The sequence below is a fragment of the Blautia sp. 1001283B150304_161114_C9 genome (assembly GCF_015668165.1).
GTDB classification, from domain to species: domain Bacteria; phylum Bacillota; class Clostridia; order Lachnospirales; family Lachnospiraceae; genus Blautia_A; species Blautia_A wexlerae.
Window position 1 is genome coordinate 15227 of the sequence record NZ_JADPGO010000027.1, and the last position, 17498, is coordinate 32724.

A 17498-nucleotide genomic window follows, 5' to 3' on the forward strand; every position below is an offset into this window, starting at 1 on the left:
TATTTACACATAATATTTATTATTTCACAATTATACAATTACGTTGGCTGTTGATCGACGGAATTATATTTGATGATTATATAAATCGTTGCATTCTATATGAAACGAGAAAAGAAATCGTTGCATTTCGATTGGAACGATTTTATACTATATATTATAAATCAATATTGGGTTTCAAAGGGTTGAAAAGGTGGAGGAGAATATATCATGAGGGAAAGCAGAACATTGGAATATAAGGAAAATCTGTCATCTAATACGTTTCTGAAAACAATCAGTGCCTATGCTAATTATGGCGAAGGAAAGATTATATTTGGAATCAATGATCAGGGGAACATCATCGGCATAACAGATCCAGTGAACGGATGCCTGAATCTGGAGAATAAGATCAACGACAGTCTCAGTCCTGTGCCGGAGTTCCGTCTGGAGATACAGGAGAATACGATTGTGCTTACTGTTTATGAAGGCAGGTATAAGCCTTATCTCTATAAAGGCAAAGCTTATAAAAGAAATGATTCTTCTACAGTTGAAGTGGATCGTCTGGAATATAACCGGTTGATCCTGGAGGGCTGTAATCAGACTTTTGAGGAGATTGCTTCATTCAATCAGCAGCTTACTTTTTCTAAATTAGAAACAGAATTTACCCGGGTGATGGGCATTGAGAAGATCAATAAAGATATTTTAAAAACTCTTGAACTGTATTCTGATCAGAGTGGATTCAATAATGCAGCTGCACTTCTTGCTGATGATAATCAGTTTACGGGAATAGATATCATACGTTTTGGTGATACCATAGATGAGATCATGGACAGGGAATCACTGGAAAATATTTCCATACTTTCTCAGTTGGAAAAAACACTTCAGATGTTCCGAAAGTATTATCAGTATGAAAAAATAGAGGGAGCCGAAAGGAAATGTATTGACAAAATCCCGGAAAAAGCCTTCAGGGAAGCAATAGCCAATGCTCTGATCCATCGAATGTGGGATATCCCGGCATCTATAAAAGTCAGTATGTATGCGGACAGGATTGAGATCAGTTCTCCGGGAGGGCTTCCTGCCGGAATCAGCGAAGAGGAATACCTGAATGGTCAGATATCCATACTCAGAAATCCTATTATCGGAAATGTGTTCTTCCGGCTGAAATATATTGAGAAATTTGGAACCGGAATCATGAGGATCAATCATGCTTACAGGAACGCACTGATAAAACCATCGTATCAGTGTTTTTCTAATTCTATCAAAGTAATTCTTCCTGTTATAAGGGAAAACTATGACCTGAACGAAGCCGAACAGATACTGGTCAACATCCTTAAGGGAAAAGAAAAAATGTCAAGATCAGAAATTGAGAAAGCAGCAGAAATGGAAAAGAGTAAAGCAGTACGTACTCTGAACAGCCTGATTGAAAAGAAAATCCTGAAAAAAACAGGTGCAGGCAGGGGAGTCAGATACACCTTGAAATAGCAGAAAGCAATATAAGGATAAGATTCTGTTAGAATATATGGTATAGGTTTATTAAAAAGAAAGATTCCGATCGCAATGACCGGAGCCGATCCTGGATGTTGTAAAGAAGACGGCATATGGTGTGGACTTTGTTCTCTGGGGACTGGAAAATCAGGCAAAGATCCATTATGCGATGCCACTGCGTCATATGGCCGGAGTCTGCTTTTGCCTGTTGTATCTGCCACGTTCTATATGCAAAATACCGCATATAAAGGCACGATCCGATAAACTTCTTTTTGCCTGAAGTCTTCGGCAGAGATTAAATACATTTGTGTGGGTGCAGGAGAGAGGAAAGATTTATTCAGCTGCATAAGGTTCCTGCACTTCTGATGTGGGGTGGTGCGGTAGTCTATGGCAATAAAATGACTGTTTTTGGACAGTAAAAAGGGAACTTCCGCCTGGTTGCCGCTGGACCAGTAGGAGAGGGCATAGCCATTCCGGATAAAGTGCTGTGCCAGAAAGGTTTCGATACAGGCTGTACCGGCGGTGGTTTCTTCTCCTGACAGAAGCTGGAAGGCAGGGATTTTTAGTATGCATGAGCATAATCCGGTGTCAACAGGATACAGATGTAAGGAGGTTTCCGAAGGTTTGCTGCAGACAGCTGTCTGGCAGGGAATGGCAAGTCCGGCGCTGATCAGCCACTGCAGGGGTTCATGATAGACTTTGGCAGTAGCACCTTTTGCAATGCGGGTGTACTGGAATTTACGGCTGGTTCTGCCGAGCTGTGCAGGGATCGAGAGCCAGGCATTGCGGCAGTGGCGGGCGGTTCCTTTTGGAGCCAGAGCAGTAATATCGCTGAGAAAAAGATTAAGGAGCTTTTGCTGGGTGTCAGGTACCAGCAGGAGCTTCTTTTCTTTTTTGTATTCCATAATGGCAGCAGGCATTCCGCCGATGATCAGATAGAGACGGAACTGTGACAGGGCTTTTTCGTGGAGTTTTTTTCCCATTGGGCTGAAATCGGAGAAATGATTGCGGATTTCTCTTGTAAGGGCAAACTCAGCATTGGCCCACAGAAATTCTTCAAAATCCAGTGGATACAGAGTCAGGATATCAAAGTCGTGGACGGAGAAAGAATCAGAGTTAACCACACCTTTATAGATAGAGGCAATGTGATATTGTGGAAAGTCCAGGGCAATAGAGGTAAGAAGTGTGGAAATCTGAGGAATGCACTGGATATTGTCAAGAATCAGAAGGGAAGAGGCAGGGCGCAGTGGTTTTCCTGCACAGGTTTCCAGAAAAAGCAGTACTTCCTGTGGATCATGTGGAACAGACAGATAGTCTGTAGCAGAGCGGTCTGTTTCCAGATTGATGTAGAGTGTATGTTCGTATTGCTTATTTCCGAAGTCCATAAGCAGCCAGGTCTTGCCTGTCTGGCGAAGCCCCTGGAGGATTAAAGGTTTGCGGCCGGGATTTTTTTTCCAGTATATCAGGGAATCGGTACATTTTCTTCTCATATGGGAAATCTCCTTTTAGTCGGTGGCATAGGTATAGAGTGAACGGTAACGGTACAGGACAGTTATAAATGATCAGCAGAGGAACGAGTTGATTGTAGAGGAATGTTTATGACATCATTATACAATGAAAATGTCGGAAAAATCTATACATAAAGATAGAAAAAAGTCGATTTACACATTTTTAAATATTTGTTATCGTAATTGTATAGACAAAATGTAATCGCTCAGGTTTTTCTGAACGGTAACAACATTGCCCGGCAAAACAACAATTATTTCATTTCACAAAGGAGGATCCCTATGAAGAGAATCAATGCAATCTACGCAAGGCAGTCAGTGGACAGAGCAGATAGTATTTCTATTGAAAGTCAGATCGAGTTCTGCAAGTACGAGTTAAAGGGTGGAAGTTTCAAAGAGTACAAGGATAAGGGTTACAGCGGCAAGAATACAGTCAGGCCACAGCTTCAGCAGCTTCTGACAGATATCCGCAGAGGGGAAGTGGAGAAAGTGATCGTGTATAAGCTGGACCGGATCAGCCGTTCTATTCTGGATTTTTCCAATATGATGAATCTGTTTCAGCAGTATCAGGTGGAATTTGTCTCTTCTACAGAGAAATTTGATACTTCGACACCTATGGGACGGGCAATGTTAAATATCTGCATTGTGTTTGCGCAGCTGGAACGTGAGACTATTCAGAAACGTGTCAGCGACGCATATTATTCCAGAAGTCAGAAAGGTTTTCGCATGGGCGGCAAGCCTCCTTATGGTTATCGGCTTGAGGAGATTCTGATGGAGGGAATCCATACAAAGAAGCTTGTGGAAGAACCCGGGGAAGCGGCAATTGTGCGGGAAATTTTTGATATGTACGAACAACCGGACACTTCTTATGGGGATATCACCAGATATTATGCGGAAAAGGGAGTGCAGTTCTACGGAAAGGAACTGATACGTTCCATGCTGGCCCAGCTTCTGAGAAATCCGGTATATGTGCGGGCTGATATGGATGTGTATCGTTTTTTCAGGAGTCATGGAACCAATATAGTAAGCAGTCTGGAGCAGTTTGACGGGATTCATGGATGTTATCTTTATCAGGGGCGGGATGCGCAGACAGATAAGCTGCAGAATCTTAAGGGACATATGCTGGTGGTGGCACCTCATGAGGGGCTTGTGTCTTCGGAGCAGTGGCTGAACTGCAGGATCAAGCTTATGAGAAATAAAACGATTCAGGCCAACCGGAAAGCTGTGAATACATGGCTGGCAGGGAAAGTGAAATGTGGCAATTGCGGATACGCACTTATGAGTATTAAAATACAGTCCGGTAAACAGTACCTGAGATGTACGAAGCGTCTGAACAACAAAGCCTGCCCGGGGTGCGGGAAGGTTTATACTGAAGATGTGGAGAATTATGTATATAAAGAGATGGTACGTAAGCTGCGCGAAGGACAGTCTCCTGCCGCTTATACGAAGTTAAAGGAAAATCCGCAGGTAAAGCAGATTTACAGGGAGATTGAGGAAATGGAAAAGGAGATTTCTCTGCTTGTGGATTCTCTGGCAGGTGCCGGAGAAACACTGACAGATTATATTAATCAGAGAGTGGAAGAAATAGACCAGATACATCAGTTAAAGCTGGAGAAATTATCGGTGCTTGCGGAGAATCATGCGACACCGGAGCAGATGGAAAAGGTAGCATCTAATGTAAGTCTGTGGGGAGAGATTGATTTTGAGGAGAAGAGGTTTACAGTTGATAAGATGATCAGGTCACTTAAGGTATTTCCCGGATCAGTCCAGATACAATGGAAATTCTGATATATAACAGTCCGGCAGAGCGTAAATTTTTGTCTTTACGCTCTGCCGGATTAGAGCGTGTCTGAAAAATCATTCCCGCAATCTGCACGCCCCACTTTGCGGGATATTTCATCCGAATTCAGTTGCCGTAGCCCAGATGGTCTTATTAGTTTTCAGTCAGTGGTTTGTTCTTTATAAGCATTTCGCGAATTACGTTTTGCGTATATTCTCCGACATGCCTCTTATCTTCTTTGCTCAGTTCATCCGGATAGATCGGCTTACCGTATTCTACTACAACTTTTGCAGGAGATATCTTCGGGAAGTGTGCCTCGAAAATGTTGGCTGAATTGCTGATCGCAATTGGGATGATCGGGCAATTGGCCTTGGTAGCGATTTTGAAGCTTCCTTCATGGAAGGGAAGCATGTCCAGCTCATCTTTATTTCTGTTTCGGGTTCCTTCCGGGAAAATACAGATGGAAATTCCGGATTTTACTTTGTCTACTGCGGTCAGGATCGTTTTGAGTCCCTGTTTGATGTCTTTCCTGTCAAGGAAGAGACAGTGGAGATAACGCATCCATGTGGAAAGAAGAGGAATTTTCTCCATCTCTTTTTTGGCAATGTAGCCTGTACGGATCGGACAGCGGGAGTAAGTAAGAAGTATGTCGAAGTAGCTTCTGTGGTTGCCGATATAAAGTACAGGTGTGTCCTTTGGCACATTTTCTTCTCCGATCACAGTAATCTTTGCACCGGTGATCTTAAGGATAAATCGGAATACTGCTTGGATGATCCTAAGGGAGCTGATATCCTTCTTTTCAGGAGAAAATCTGCCGATGATCCATTCGACCAGCAGGATGGGGATGGACAGGATCAGGTATCCGATCACAACAATACAGACGAGGATAAATCGTATCATTCGTTAATTCCTTTCCGGGCATTATATAATGCTGATGCCCATATATAAGTATAGAAGTTATTATAAGGAATTATGAGATATCCTGCAAGAAATAAATCATAGTATAACGATTTTTTGGCATTAAATAAAGCACTGAGGACAGGATTCTTTCCTGCAGAAAAGCAGTTACTGTCAGATATATAGCATAGAGTATGGTAATAACAGGGCTGTATTCGGCATAGAATATTTAGCGAAGAATGAGCAGGGGTGCATTATGGGCAAAAGGACAGGAGGACTGCTCTGTGTGTTGCTGTTGGCTCTTTTGCCGGCGGGCTGTCAGTTTATCAGGATTGAGGAGGGCGAACGTACACCTCTGGAATATACGATCGTAAAGCAGGAGGAAATTCCGGAAGAGATTTCAGAACTGATGGAACAGAAGAAAAAGAAAGTATTTCAGATGACCTATCAGGTGGGAGATATAAGGTATCTGATGAAGGGATATGGAGAGCAGCTTACAGGAGGGTACAGTATTCAGGTGGAGGAGGTTTCTGAATCAGAGAACGCAGTATTCTGCAAGACAAGGCTGATAGGTCCGGAGAAAGCGGATGCAGGCAGTGAACCGTCTTATCCCTGTATTGTTCTGAAAATCAGAGAAACAGAGAAACCGATAGAATTTTTGGGTTTTATCATAAAGTAAACAGAGAAAGGAAGGAAGCAGGTTGGAATTAAAAAAAGAAAGTATTCAGATGCTGCGGATCAAAAATAAAGCGGCAGCGCAGGCGACTTTTGACGAGGACTATAATGTGCCCGATGTGAAACCGGATATCGGGAGACTGGTGCAGAGCAAAGCGGATGTTTCCATGGAGGAAGTGAGGCTGAGTGAAGGAAGAGCGCTTCTTAAAGGGACATTAAATGCAGATTTGCTTTATGTTGGGGAAAAAGAGGGCAGGATTTACAGCCTTTCTGCGAAGCTTCCGCTGGATGAGATGATTAATCTGGAGGGAATCGAAGGGGGAGATAAGCTGTGTCTGAAATGGGAGATTGAGGATCTCAGTGTTCATATGATTCATTCCAGAAAACTGAATATTAAAGCAATTGTAACTTTTTATGCAGTGGTAGATGAACTGGCAGTCGTTGAACTTCCGGTTTCCGCAGAGGATCAGGAAGTCTCTGTGAAAACGGAGAAAGTCCGGCTTATGAGTCTTCGTGTACATAAAAAAGATACTCTGCGCATTAAGGATGATATTACTCTTGCGTCAAACAGACCTAATGTAGAAAACCTTTTGTGGTATATGGCTGAACCGAGGAATCTGGATCTGCGGCCGGGAGAGAACAAACTCCGGGTGAAAGGAGAGCTTGCAGTTTTTCTTCTGTATACAGGGTATGAAGAGGAGAATCCACCTCAGTGGCTGGAGTATACCATGCCTTTTTCCAATGAGATGGAATGCAGTGGCTGTATGGAAGATCTGATCCCACATATTGAGGTGTCTCTTCTTCATCAGGGGATAGAGGTAAAGCCTGATCCGGATGGTGAAGAACGTATCCTGCAGGTGGATGTGGTACTGGAATTAAATATGAAAATGTACAGGGAAGAGGAGCATGAATTTCTTCTTGATGCATACAGCCCACACAAAGAATGTGTTCTTCATCGGAAAAAGGAAATGTTGGAAAGTCTTCTGGTACGGAATTTTTCCAGGTGTCGTCTGACAGACCGGATAGAAGTTAAGGAGAGTCAGGGAAAAGTTTTGCAGCTTTGCCACAGCAGCGGTAAGGTAAAAGTAGATAAGACCAGGATTACGGATAAGGGAATTGTGGCAGAAGGAATTGTGGCACTCAAGATCCTGTATATTATTGGAAATGATGAAATGCCGTTTTATTCTATGGATGCCATGCTTCCGTTTACCCATCTGATCGAGGCAGAAGAGATCGGGAAGGATTGCACATATTTACTTCAGGCTGACCTTGAACAGCTCTCCACTGCAATGGCAGATGGGGATGAGATTGAAGTCAAGGCGGCGGTGGGACTGAATGTGCTTGTGTTCAGACAGTGGGAAGAGCAGCTTATTGAATCTGTGGAAGAACAGCCGCTGGATCGTAAGAAACTGGAAAGTATGCCGGGAATTACGGTCTATATTGTAAAGGCCGGAGATACTCTGTGGGATATTGCAAAGAAATTTTATACAACTGTGGATGAGATTTCGGGTGTGAACAGTCTTACGGAAAAAGAGGTAAAGCCGGGGCAGTCGTTAATTCTTGTCAGGCAGGGATGATAATGAAAAAAATTTCCGGAAAAAATGAAAACTCCTATATTGAAAACTAAAAAAAAATGATTTAAAATATGCGCAAAGAGTTTTATTGTATACAAAGTACAAATATAATTGCGAAAGTACAGTTATATACGGATGATATTGTTGGAAACGGAGGATTTTATGCGTTTACGTGCATTGGCGAAGATAAATCTGGGACTGGATATTCTCAGAAAGAGAGAGGATGGCTATCATGAAGTCCGGATGATCATGCAGACGATACAGATGTATGATGTTCTGGAGATGAAGAGGGTGAGGAAGCCGGGGATTTCCCTGTCTGTCAATTATTCCTATATTCCGAATGATGAACGAAATCTGGTGTATAAGGCGGCGAAGCTTCTGATGGATGAATTTCAGGTTAAGGGTGGTGTGGATATCCATCTTGAGAAATTTATTCCTGTGGCAGCAGGTATGGCAGGCGGAAGCTCGGATGCGGCAGCTGCACTGGTGGGGATCAACCGGCTTTTTAAACTGGGACTGAGCCAGAAGGAGCTGATGGATCGTGCTGTGAATATCGGGGCAGATGTTCCGTACTGTGTGATGAGAGGAACTGCCCTGGCAGAGGGAATCGGGGAGAAACTGACCAGGATCACTCAGGTGCCGGACTGTTTTGTACTGATCGGTAAGCCCGGAATCAATGTTTCCACCAAAGCTGCCTATGAGAGCCTTCAGTTGGATAAGATTTCTTCTCATCCGGATATTGACGGGATGATAGGAGATATAGAACGTGGAGATCTTCTGGCAATGACACAGAAGATGGGAAATGTTTTTGAGCCGGGAATTATAGAAAAATATCCTGTAATTGGCGAAATCAAAGCACTGATGGAGAGTCATGGTGCGTTAAAGGCGATGATGAGTGGAAGTGGTCCTACAGTGTTCGGAATCTTTGATGATCGTGAGAAGATGGATGCGGCAGCAGAGGTTCTCAGAGAGAGCCGGCTGGCGAAGACGGTTTTTGCCACAGAAGTAACGAAAGCAGGAGGGAATACAAATGACAAGTGATTTTTCAGTAAATATGAATGAATATCTTCCATTAAGGGATGTGGTTTTTAATACGCTGCGTCAGGCAATCCTGAAGGGCGAACTGAAACCTGGTGAGAGACTGATGGAGATTGCGCTGGCAGAGAGACTTGGCGTGAGCAGAACTCCTATCAGAGAGGCAATGCGTAAGCTGGAGCAGGAAGGTCTGGTAGTGATGATCCCGAGACGTGGTGCCCAGGTTGCCAATATCACAGAGAAGGATCTGAATGATGTTCTGGAGGTTCGTATTGCTCTTGAGAATGTAGCTATTGAGAAAGCTTGTGCCCGTATGACTGAAGAAGAAATGAGGAGACTCTGGCTTGCTGCCAAGGAGTTTGAACATACGATCGCAGAGGGAAATCTTGTTAAGCTTGCGGAGGCTGACGTTGCATTTCATGAGGTCATTTATCAGGCTTCTGATAATAAGAGACTGATCCAGGTGCTCAATAATATGCGTGAGCAGATTTATCGTTATCGTGTGGAATATCTGAAAGAAGGTGAAACACGAGATGTTCTGGTGAAGGAACATGAGGAACTGACAAAGGCGATCAGAGAGCGCGACATGGAACGCGCGAAACAGCTTTCTTTCCAGCATATCGAGAATCAGAGAATGGCTATCATGCGTTCTATTGAGGCTGAGGATGCAGAACGTGAACGTGCAGAGAAAGAGAAATCCAGGGGACACAGATAAGAATGGTATAATATCTGAATATCGGGAAATTCTAAGAGAGGCGGGATGCCTCTCTTTTTTTGCGCATCCATGTGTGTATAAGTGAGTTTATGAATATTGCCGACTGGCAACAGATCTGTCTGGTACATCGAAAACGATATACTGGTATGAAACGAGGTGGGAAATTATTGAAGAAGCTGGAAGAATCCCGGAAAGTATCTGCAAATCTGAGGGAGAATGAGAAATATCTGCGAAGCAGGCTGGAAAACTGCAGTGATATTCTGATCCGTCCCATGCGTCTGGGAGATAAACATAAGGTGGACTGCCTTATGGTCTATATAGAAGTTGCGGTTTCCAACATGATGCTGGATGATTCTGCTCTTGGAAAGATGATCAATCATTTCTGGGAGATTTCGCCGGAGGATATTCAGGAATTTGTCAGGCATAACAGTCTTGGGATCGCAGATGTAAAGAAACTGGAGAATCTTGACGAGTCCATAGATGCCATGCTTGCAGGGAATGCAGTGTTTTTCATAGATGGATATGACAAGGCGATGAAAATCTCCAGCAAAGGTTATCCATCCACAGGTGTGATGGAGGCAGAATCGGAAAAGGTGCTGCGGGGTTCCAGGGAAGGATTTTCGGACAGTGTGAAAAGTAACAGTGCACTGATAAGAAAAAGGCTTCGTGATACCAGACTCAAGGTGGAAGAATATAAAATCGGTGTGCGCTCTCATACCTTAACGCAGGTGTTATACATGGATGACCTGGTACATGAGGGACTTCTGGAGGAAGTGAAGGAACGGCTGGAAGAATTTCAGATTGACGGAATCCTTGACAGCGGTATGCTTGAACAGCTGACAGAAGATGTGTGGTATTCTCCTTTTCCTCAGTATCAGACAACGGAACGTCCGGATCGTGCTGTGCAGGAAATCCTGAAAGGTAAGGTTGTGATTCTGTGTGATAATTCTCCGGAAGCATTGATCCTTCCGGGAAATTTTAGCAGTTTCATGGAGAGCAGCGAGGATTGGTATCACAGGTTCGAGATGGCTTCCTTTCTCAGAATACTGCGATATCTGGCTGTGATCATGGCGACTGTTCTGCCGGGACTTTACCTGGCAGTGATACGTTTCCATACACAGATTCTGCCATCTGCACTGATACTGTCTTTTGCGGAGGCGAGGGAAGGAGTGCCCTTTTCCAGTGTGGTGGAACTGATTTTTCTGGAACTGGCTTTTGAACTGATTCGGGAGGCTGGGGTGAGAGTTCCGGGATCTCTGGGAAATGCTATTGGCATTGTTGGCGGACTGGTGATCGGACAGGCAGCGGTAGAGGCAAATCTTGTGAGTCCGATCGTGGTGATGATCGTGGCGTTGACTGCGCTTGGCTCTATGACTGTTCCAAATGAAGAGTTTGCAGCAGCATTTCGGCTGGTGAAGTATGGGTTTCTGATCCTGGGAGGTTATCTGGGAATTTACGGAATCGTGCTGGGAGTATATCTGGTTATAGGGCATCTGGCAGGCCTGATAAGTTTTGGTATTCCTTATCTGGTTCCTTTTGTAAAGAAAGAACAGAAGGGCAGCAAAGGAGACGGGGTTCTGAGAGTTCCGCTGCGCAAGAGAGTATTACGACCGCTTTATGCAAGAGAGGAGCAAAAGATCCGTTTGAAGAGAAAGGAGTCCGGTTCATGAGATTTGCAGAGAATAACAGAATTTCCCACAGGCAGCTGTACAGGCAGATGATACTGGCATTACTGGCACCATTTATGCTCTGCATTTTCGGAAAGGGTGGAATGAACGGGATCAGTGCAGTGGCGGGAATGATTTTTGCGCTGATACTGCTTGGATTTTATGTAATCTGGCTGATACGGCTGACACCTTCATTTGAAGATCCGGTAAAGTCTGCAGGTGCTTTTGCGGGAAGGCTGATCGGGATTTTTTTTCTGATCTATGTGTTGATGGCGGGAGGATATCTGCTGGCACTTCTCAGGAGGCTGGTTCCTGTAAAGCTGATCACAGGAGTATCCGGCCGATGGATTGCATTCTGGGCGGTTCTGGTATGTTCTGTCGGAACCTGCAAAGGTGTACAGAGAAGAGGAAGAATGGCGGAAGTATCAGGTGGTCTGCTTCTTGGCGGGATTATGATAATGATGATACTTTGTGTGCCACAGGCAAAAACGGAATATCTCATGGGAGAAATCCGGTGGGAGGAGCTTACAGTGAGAAATGTCAGTCAGTCTTTTTATGGAACTCTGTGTGCTTTTTCGCCGGTTGCATTGCTACCATTTCTGTTGGGAAATGTGGAGAAATACGGAAGTGCGGGAAAGACGGTGGCAGGAGGAATCCTGACACTTGGCGGGATTCTTATTGGAATGGAGCTTCTGCTTCCGGCAGTTCTGGGATATGACAGGGTAGCGGCGGAAAGTTATCCGGTCCTGCCTCTGCTGGCAGGCGCAGATCTTCCGGGAAATGTACTGGCCAGATTTGACATCCTGTGGATGGGATTTCTGCTTTACAGCCTGCTTTTTGCAATAGGGAGTCTGCTGTATTATGGAAATCAGATTATCGGGAAATCTCATCCTGGTAGGGGGAGGTTCTGGCTTCCGGCACTGGTTTTCCTGATTTCGCTTTTGGAAGAAGAGGGAAAAGGAATACTGGATTATTTTGGATGGTGTCTGGCGCATATTTTCGTCCCGGGAATTCTCATCTGTCAGTTTTATATGTTTATCAGAGGAAAGGGACACCGCAGGAAGCAGAGGAAAAGGGCAGTCGGTGTGGTGACCGGGATTTTGTCAGTCAGTCTTTTTATGAGCGGATGTGGTGCGGCTGTGGAACCGGAAAAGAGAATGTATCCTATGGCACTTGGCGTGGATGCCTCAGAAGAAGGAATCTGTCTTACCTATGGGATGCCGGATCTTTCTGAGAGTACGGGGCAGGGAAAAGAGGAAGAAGATGGCGGTTCCCGGGTTCTGCAGATCAGTGGTGCTGATTTCACCCGGATTGAAAAAATGTATGATCAGTCACAGGAAAAACTTCTTGATATGGGGCATCTGCAGGTTTTGGTCATGGGGAGAACACTGGTGGAGGACGGAAGATGGAGAATGGTGCTGGATTATCTGAAACAGGAGACTTTTGTGGGGGAAGATCTTTATGTGTTTGAAGCGGAGGACGCAGAGGAGATCCTGAACTGGCATGGGGAGGATAATTCATCAGCAGGAGAATATATTACAGGACTGATCCGAAACAGAATGTCAGGAGGAAATATTACGGCTGTGACACTCAGAGAGCTTTTCTATGAAAAATATAAAGAAGATAAAATCCTGCGGCTTCCGATTGTGAAGATCAGAAATGGAAGTCTGGAAGTGGAAGTATAAATCAGGAAAATATTGGCATAATCCAAATATTAAAGTGCTGCCTGGAAATTCCATATAAAATAAGAAAATATATAGGAAAATAACAAAGGCAGATATGGTAACTGATAAGATATAACAGGAGAGAGGGACAATGATGAATAAAAAGAGTAAGAACAGAAAATTAAGAAGAAAACTGTCGTTTGTTCTGTTCGTGGCAGCTGTTGGTGTTCTTATGATGAGAGCAATGCCGGGAATGTCCGGGAAGATAGCAAAAATCGCTGAAAGACGACAGGAACAGGCTGCAGTTACTGCATGGTGGGGGACATTGTACCCGAAATTCTGCTTCTCGCAGTTCCCTGAGGAAAATAAAGGACAGAAAGATGACATAAAGATATCCTTCTGGCTTGCACAGGCTCTTGATTGGTGATAGAATAGTGAGACAATCAATAGAGATGGAGAATAGAAATCAATGAAAATAGACAGAGAGGCACCGATAGGAGTATTTGATTCCGGTGTGGGAGGGCTGACTGTTGCGCGTGAGATCATGCGTAATCTTCCTTCAGAAAAAATCGTATATTTTGGTGATACGGCGAGAGTGCCTTACGGAAGTAAATCGAAAGAAACTATCATCCGGTATTCCCGGCAGATCATTCGTTTTCTTCAGCAGCAGCAGGTAAAGGCGATTGTGGTTGCATGTAATACAGCCAGCGCTTTTGCCCTGGATGCAGTGAGGGATGAGTTTGACATTCCCATCATTGGCGTGATAGAACCGGGTGCGAAGGTGGCGGCTGCCCAGACCAGAAATAAGAGGGTAGGAATCATTGGTACTGTGGGAACTGTAGGAAGTGGGATACATGCAGAGTATCTGAAGCATCTGGACCCGGAGATCACTGTTTTCGGCAAAGCATGTCCGCTGTTTGTGCCACTGGTAGAAGAAGGGTGGCTTCATGATCCGGTGACTGATGAGGTCGCTGCCAGATATCTGAAGGAACTTCAGGATAAGCAGGTGGATACACTGATATTGGGATGTACTCATTATCCATTGCTTCGTTCCACCATCAGAAAGATCATGGGAGACGGAGTATGTCTGGTGAATCCGGCTTATGAAACTGCACTGGAGCTGGGAAGGCTTCTGGAGGAAAAAGGACTTGCCGGTGAAGGTACAGAGAAGAATGAATTTCCGTATCGCTTCTATGTGAGTGATCTGGCAGATGAGTTTAAGGCATTTGCCAATTCGATTCTTCCATATGATGTGGAGATGACGAAAAAAATAGATATTGAGAAGTATTAAAAACAGCAGATTGCTGAATGGTTATAATATAGATACATAAAAACAGGTTTTGAACAGTATAAAAACAGGAGTATGAGAAGAATGGATAAAGAAGTGCTGATTCATGTAAGGGGACTTCAGACAATGGATGCAGACGGTGAACAGGAACCTCTGGAGATTGTTGTACCGGGACAGTATTATTTCCGGAACGGAAGTCATTATCTGCGCTATGAGGAAGTCATGGAGGATTTTGCAGAACCTACCGTCAATTACATAAAAATTTCCCGAAAGGGAATGGAGGTCCGCAAGAAAGGTGTGGTCAATGTTCATATGGTTTTTGAACAGGGTAAGAAGAATATGACTTACTATACCACTCCCTATGGAACTATTGAAATGGGGATTGCGGCGACGAATCTGAATCTGCAGGAGAGTGATGGCGGTCTTGACATGAAAGTGGATTATGCGCTTGATATGAACCAGGAGCATGTGGCAGACTGTTATCTTGCGATTAAGGCACAGCCAAAGGACTGTAAGAATTTTACAATTTGATCAGATCCGGTAAGTTCTCTGCTTCGCTGCAGATATCTGTCTGATCCAAACAGAAAAAGGTCAGTGATCTGTGTGTATGGATGACACGATTCACTGACCTTTAGTTTATATGTCTGACTGCATTTATCTGGCAGTTTTGTCTTTCTTGAATTTTGCAAAGAAACCTTTCTTTTTGGGAGCCGGTGTCTGAAGGGAACCGCGGATTCCTTTTACGCCTACAATATAAAGACCGCTTACTTCGGCTTTGATTTCTTTCTTAAGCGGGATCAGGTCGAAAACCTTCTCATCTGCGATCATAATCGCAATCTTTGGTCCGATTTTAGCTTTAACGATTGGAAGCTTGGAACGGCGCATAAGTTTAGGTGTCTGTTCAATTACCATCTGAGGAAGTCCGGATTCTTTCAGTGGCATCCTCTTTTTATCGATAACCAGCATGGAAACGGTTTGTTTAGTTGCTTCAATCTGAGCCTGCTGTTCTTCCTGTTTCTTCTGGGCTTTTTTTCCGAAGAAATATAAACCGATCAGTGCAGCGATCAGGATAACAAGAATGACCAGAAGGACTATTGTTACTGTACTCATTTGCATCCTCCCTAATGTATGTGTTTTCACAGGGACTGTTGGTACGGACAGTCCATTGCATAAAAATTATTTTATCATTAAATAAGGTAAAACGCAATTGCAAAAAAAGAATTAATGGATGGAAAGCGGTAGAAATTTACATTATGAAAGGTTATAATTGTAGCAAAACTGTAATGCGACAATATTTGCCGGAGCGAACAGTAGTGGGAAATATGCGGAACAGTTAAAGACATTTTTACAGGATGGAATCATAATGTGTGGTTATAATATATGTAACGGGAATTGTGGAGTTATTTTGTGACAGAATAATTTGTGAGTAAAAAACGGATATGATAAAAAGGAGAAAAGCATGAGCGAATTAAAGCCCGACTCTGAGAAGAAAGAGGAGCGACTTTCAGATAAGGAAAAAGTGAATACAGAAAAGATAAATGCAGAAGAGCTAAATGCAGAAAAACTAAATGAAGAAAAACCAGATACAGAAAAACCAAATACAGAAGAACTAAATGCAGAAGAGCTAAATGCAGAAAAACTAAATGAAGAAAAACCAAATACAGAAGAGATAGACGAAGAACCTCCGGCAGCAAGCGAGGACGAAGATTTCTTTTTTGATGATAATAAAGCTTATGAAGCCCGTAGGGCAGCCAGACTGGAACGCCGCAATAAACTTCGCCGCAGAAAAAAAAGACTGCGTATCGCAGGCTGCATAGTGGTGGCGGCAGCCGCTGCAATTGGGATTGGAATAGGATTTTACGGGGAAGAACTGCAGAATTTTGTCAGTGAGCAGCAGGTTAAGATTGCGCAGATGGTGAAATCTGCAGACAGGAAAACAGAAGAAGAAAAAACAGCTCAGCAGACAAATGCAGAGGCAGAAGCTGAGAATGCGGTGACACCTGAAGTTCAGGATACGGATGGACTGAGTGAAGAGGACAAAACTCTTTACAGGCAGGCAAAGTATGCTGCAAAACAGTATGATTATGATAAAGCCATAAGTATGCTGCAAAACAGTGAGACTTATCAGACAAGTGAGAAGTTTCAGCATGCGGTTAAGGTTTATCAGAAAAAGAAGGAATCCTGTGTTTCCTGGCCGTTAGACCAGGTGACACACGTCTTTTATCATACTCTGATCAAAGATACCGGTAAGGCTTTTGACGGGGATTACAAGTCAGGAGATTACGATCAGGTTATGACAACGATTGATGAATTTAACCAGATTACTCAGAGCATGTATGATAAGGGATATGTCATGGTCAGCATTTATGACATGGCGACAGCGGATGAAAATGGGAATATGAATGCAGGGGAGATTCTCCTTCCTCCGGGTAAAGTACCGTTTGTGCTTTCGCAGGATGATGTGTGTTATTATCATTATATGGACGGGGACGGATTTGCAACCAAACTTATCGTAGATGAGGAAGGAAAAATCCGCAATGAATATGTGGAAGATGATGGCAGTATTTCTGTAGGCGATTATGATATGGTTCCTCTGATCGATCGTTTTGTAGAGGAACATCCTGATTTTTCTTACAGAGGTGCTAAAGGAATTGTTGCCCTTACCGGTTACAATGGAATTCTTGGTTATCGCACAGACAGCAGTTATGAAACCCGTCCGGATGATCTGGATGCAGATAAAGTAAAATGGCTGGATGAGCATCCGGATTTTAATCTGAATACAGAGAGAGAAAATGCAGCCAGAGTAGCGCAGGCTATGAAAGATGAAGGCTGGTTGTTTGCAAGCCACACTTGGGGACATCAGAATGTAAGTCAGATCAGTCTGGAGAGATTACAGGCAGATACACAGAAGTTTAAAGAGAATGTTGATCCTCTGATAGGCGGAACAGATATTATTATTTTTGCATTTGGAGCAGATCTTACCAGTGTTGAAGATTATTCGGGGGAGAAGTTCGAATATCTTAAGAGCCAGGGCTATAATTATTACTGTAATGTGGATTCGAGCCAGTATTTTGTGCAGATCCGCAGTAATTATTTCCGGCAGGGAAGAAGAAATCTGGACGGATACAGAATGTACTATAATCCGGAACTTCTCTCAGATCTGTTTGATGCACAGTCTGTGTTTGATTCTTCCAGACCGGTGCCGGTTCCAACTATGGGGTGAGTATGATCTCTGTG

16 protein-coding genes and 1 pseudogene are annotated in these 17498 nt (G+C 43.7%); 13 read left to right on the top strand and 4 right to left on the bottom strand.

Annotated elements, in window-relative coordinates:
* The first annotated feature begins 207 nt into the window (after nucleotides 1-207).
* On the top strand, nucleotides 208-1458 hold the full coding sequence (locus I4V44_RS13075) for an ATP-binding protein (RefSeq protein WP_196002824.1): 1251 nt from the start codon (nucleotides 208-210) through the stop codon (nucleotides 1456-1458).
* Nucleotides 1459-1685: 227 nt separating this feature from the next.
* On the opposite strand, the gene I4V44_RS13080 is transcribed toward I4V44_RS13075, so the two are convergent.
* On the bottom strand, nucleotides 1686-2951 hold the full coding sequence (locus I4V44_RS13080) for an ATP-binding protein (protein WP_196002825.1): 1266 nt from the start codon (nucleotides 2949-2951) through the stop codon (nucleotides 1686-1688).
* A gap of 297 nt (nucleotides 2952-3248) precedes the next feature.
* On the opposite strand from I4V44_RS13080, the gene I4V44_RS13085 reads away from it, so the two are divergent.
* The gene (locus tag I4V44_RS13085; protein WP_196002826.1) at nucleotides 3249-4754 is read left to right on the top strand and encodes a recombinase family protein; all 1506 of its coding nucleotides are present in this window, start codon (nucleotides 3249-3251) and stop codon (nucleotides 4752-4754) included.
* Here the strand turns inward: I4V44_RS13085 and I4V44_RS18325 are convergent.
* On the bottom strand, nucleotides 4711-4866 hold the full coding sequence (locus I4V44_RS18325; RefSeq protein WP_008707738.1) for a DUF6783 domain-containing protein: 156 nt from the start codon (nucleotides 4864-4866) through the stop codon (nucleotides 4711-4713). The genes I4V44_RS13085 and I4V44_RS18325 overlap by 44 nt on opposite strands.
* Here I4V44_RS18325 and I4V44_RS18580 point away from each other — a divergent pair.
* A complete protein-coding gene (locus tag I4V44_RS18580) occupies nucleotides 4837-5079 on the top strand; it encodes a DUF6783 domain-containing protein (RefSeq protein WP_420314759.1) in 243 nt (80 codons plus the stop codon). The two genes, I4V44_RS18325 and I4V44_RS18580, sit on opposite strands and share 30 nt — an antisense overlap.
* A gap of 15 nt (nucleotides 5080-5094) precedes the next feature.
* On the opposite strand, the pseudogene I4V44_RS13090 reads toward I4V44_RS18580, so the two are convergent.
* Nucleotides 5095-5646 (bottom strand): annotated as a pseudogene (locus I4V44_RS13090) (lysophospholipid acyltransferase family protein); the annotation flags it as partial.
* Between the two features lie 253 nt (nucleotides 5647-5899).
* Between I4V44_RS13090 and I4V44_RS13095 the strand changes: the two are divergent.
* The 9 genes from I4V44_RS13095 (at nucleotide 5900) to I4V44_RS13135 (ending at nucleotide 14792) form a co-directional block, all read left to right on the top strand.
* On the top strand, nucleotides 5900-6322 hold the full coding sequence (locus I4V44_RS13095; protein ID WP_022379928.1) for a protease complex subunit PrcB family protein: 423 nt from the start codon (nucleotides 5900-5902) through the stop codon (nucleotides 6320-6322).
* A 22-nt stretch (nucleotides 6323-6344) separates the two neighbouring features.
* Nucleotides 6345-7895: a DUF3794 and LysM peptidoglycan-binding domain-containing protein gene (locus I4V44_RS13100; protein ID WP_196002827.1), complete on the top strand. Its 1551-nt coding sequence runs from the start codon at nucleotides 6345-6347 to the stop codon at nucleotides 7893-7895.
* A 159-nt stretch (nucleotides 7896-8054) separates the two neighbouring features.
* A complete protein-coding gene (gene ispE, locus I4V44_RS13105) occupies nucleotides 8055-8933 on the top strand; it encodes a 4-(cytidine 5'-diphospho)-2-C-methyl-D-erythritol kinase (RefSeq protein WP_196002828.1) in 879 nt (292 codons plus the stop codon).
* Entirely contained in the window at nucleotides 8923-9642 is a 720-nt protein-coding gene (locus tag I4V44_RS13110; RefSeq protein WP_196002829.1) for a GntR family transcriptional regulator, read from the top strand. The genes ispE and I4V44_RS13110 overlap by 11 nt, the downstream gene beginning before the upstream one ends.
* A gap of 176 nt (nucleotides 9643-9818) precedes the next feature.
* A complete protein-coding gene (locus tag I4V44_RS13115; protein WP_420314760.1) occupies nucleotides 9819-11312 on the top strand; it encodes a spore germination protein in 1494 nt (497 codons plus the stop codon).
* The gene (locus I4V44_RS13120) at nucleotides 11309-12994 is read left to right on the top strand and encodes a GerAB/ArcD/ProY family transporter (RefSeq protein WP_196002831.1); all 1686 of its coding nucleotides are present in this window, start codon (nucleotides 11309-11311) and stop codon (nucleotides 12992-12994) included. Before I4V44_RS13115 ends, I4V44_RS13120 begins: the two co-directional genes overlap by 4 nt.
* Nucleotides 12995-13124: 130 nt before the next feature.
* Nucleotides 13125-13400: a hypothetical protein gene (locus tag I4V44_RS13125; RefSeq protein ID WP_118614739.1), complete on the top strand. Its 276-nt coding sequence runs from the start codon at nucleotides 13125-13127 to the stop codon at nucleotides 13398-13400.
* A 42-nt stretch (nucleotides 13401-13442) separates the two neighbouring features.
* On the top strand, nucleotides 13443-14264 hold the full coding sequence (gene murI / locus I4V44_RS13130; protein ID WP_008707727.1) for a glutamate racemase: 822 nt from the start codon (nucleotides 13443-13445) through the stop codon (nucleotides 14262-14264).
* Between the two features lie 81 nt (nucleotides 14265-14345).
* Nucleotides 14346-14792 carry a DUF1934 domain-containing protein gene (locus I4V44_RS13135; protein WP_020993305.1) on the top strand — a complete coding sequence of 149 codons (447 nt, stop codon included), beginning with the start codon at nucleotides 14346-14348 and terminating at the stop codon, nucleotides 14790-14792.
* Between the two features lie 123 nt (nucleotides 14793-14915).
* Here the strand turns inward: I4V44_RS13135 and I4V44_RS13140 are convergent, their stop codons facing one another.
* Nucleotides 14916-15371, bottom strand: coding sequence for a hypothetical protein (locus tag I4V44_RS13140; RefSeq protein ID WP_022379933.1), 456 nt, complete (start codon nucleotides 15369-15371; stop codon nucleotides 14916-14918).
* 349 nt (nucleotides 15372-15720) lie between these two features.
* Between I4V44_RS13140 and I4V44_RS13145 the strand changes: the two genes are divergently transcribed.
* Nucleotides 15721-17484 (top strand): polysaccharide deacetylase family protein, encoded by a 1764-nt coding sequence (locus I4V44_RS13145; RefSeq protein ID WP_330610639.1) that lies wholly within the window; start codon nucleotides 15721-15723, stop codon nucleotides 17482-17484.
* Nucleotides 17485-17498 lie beyond the last annotated feature (14 nt).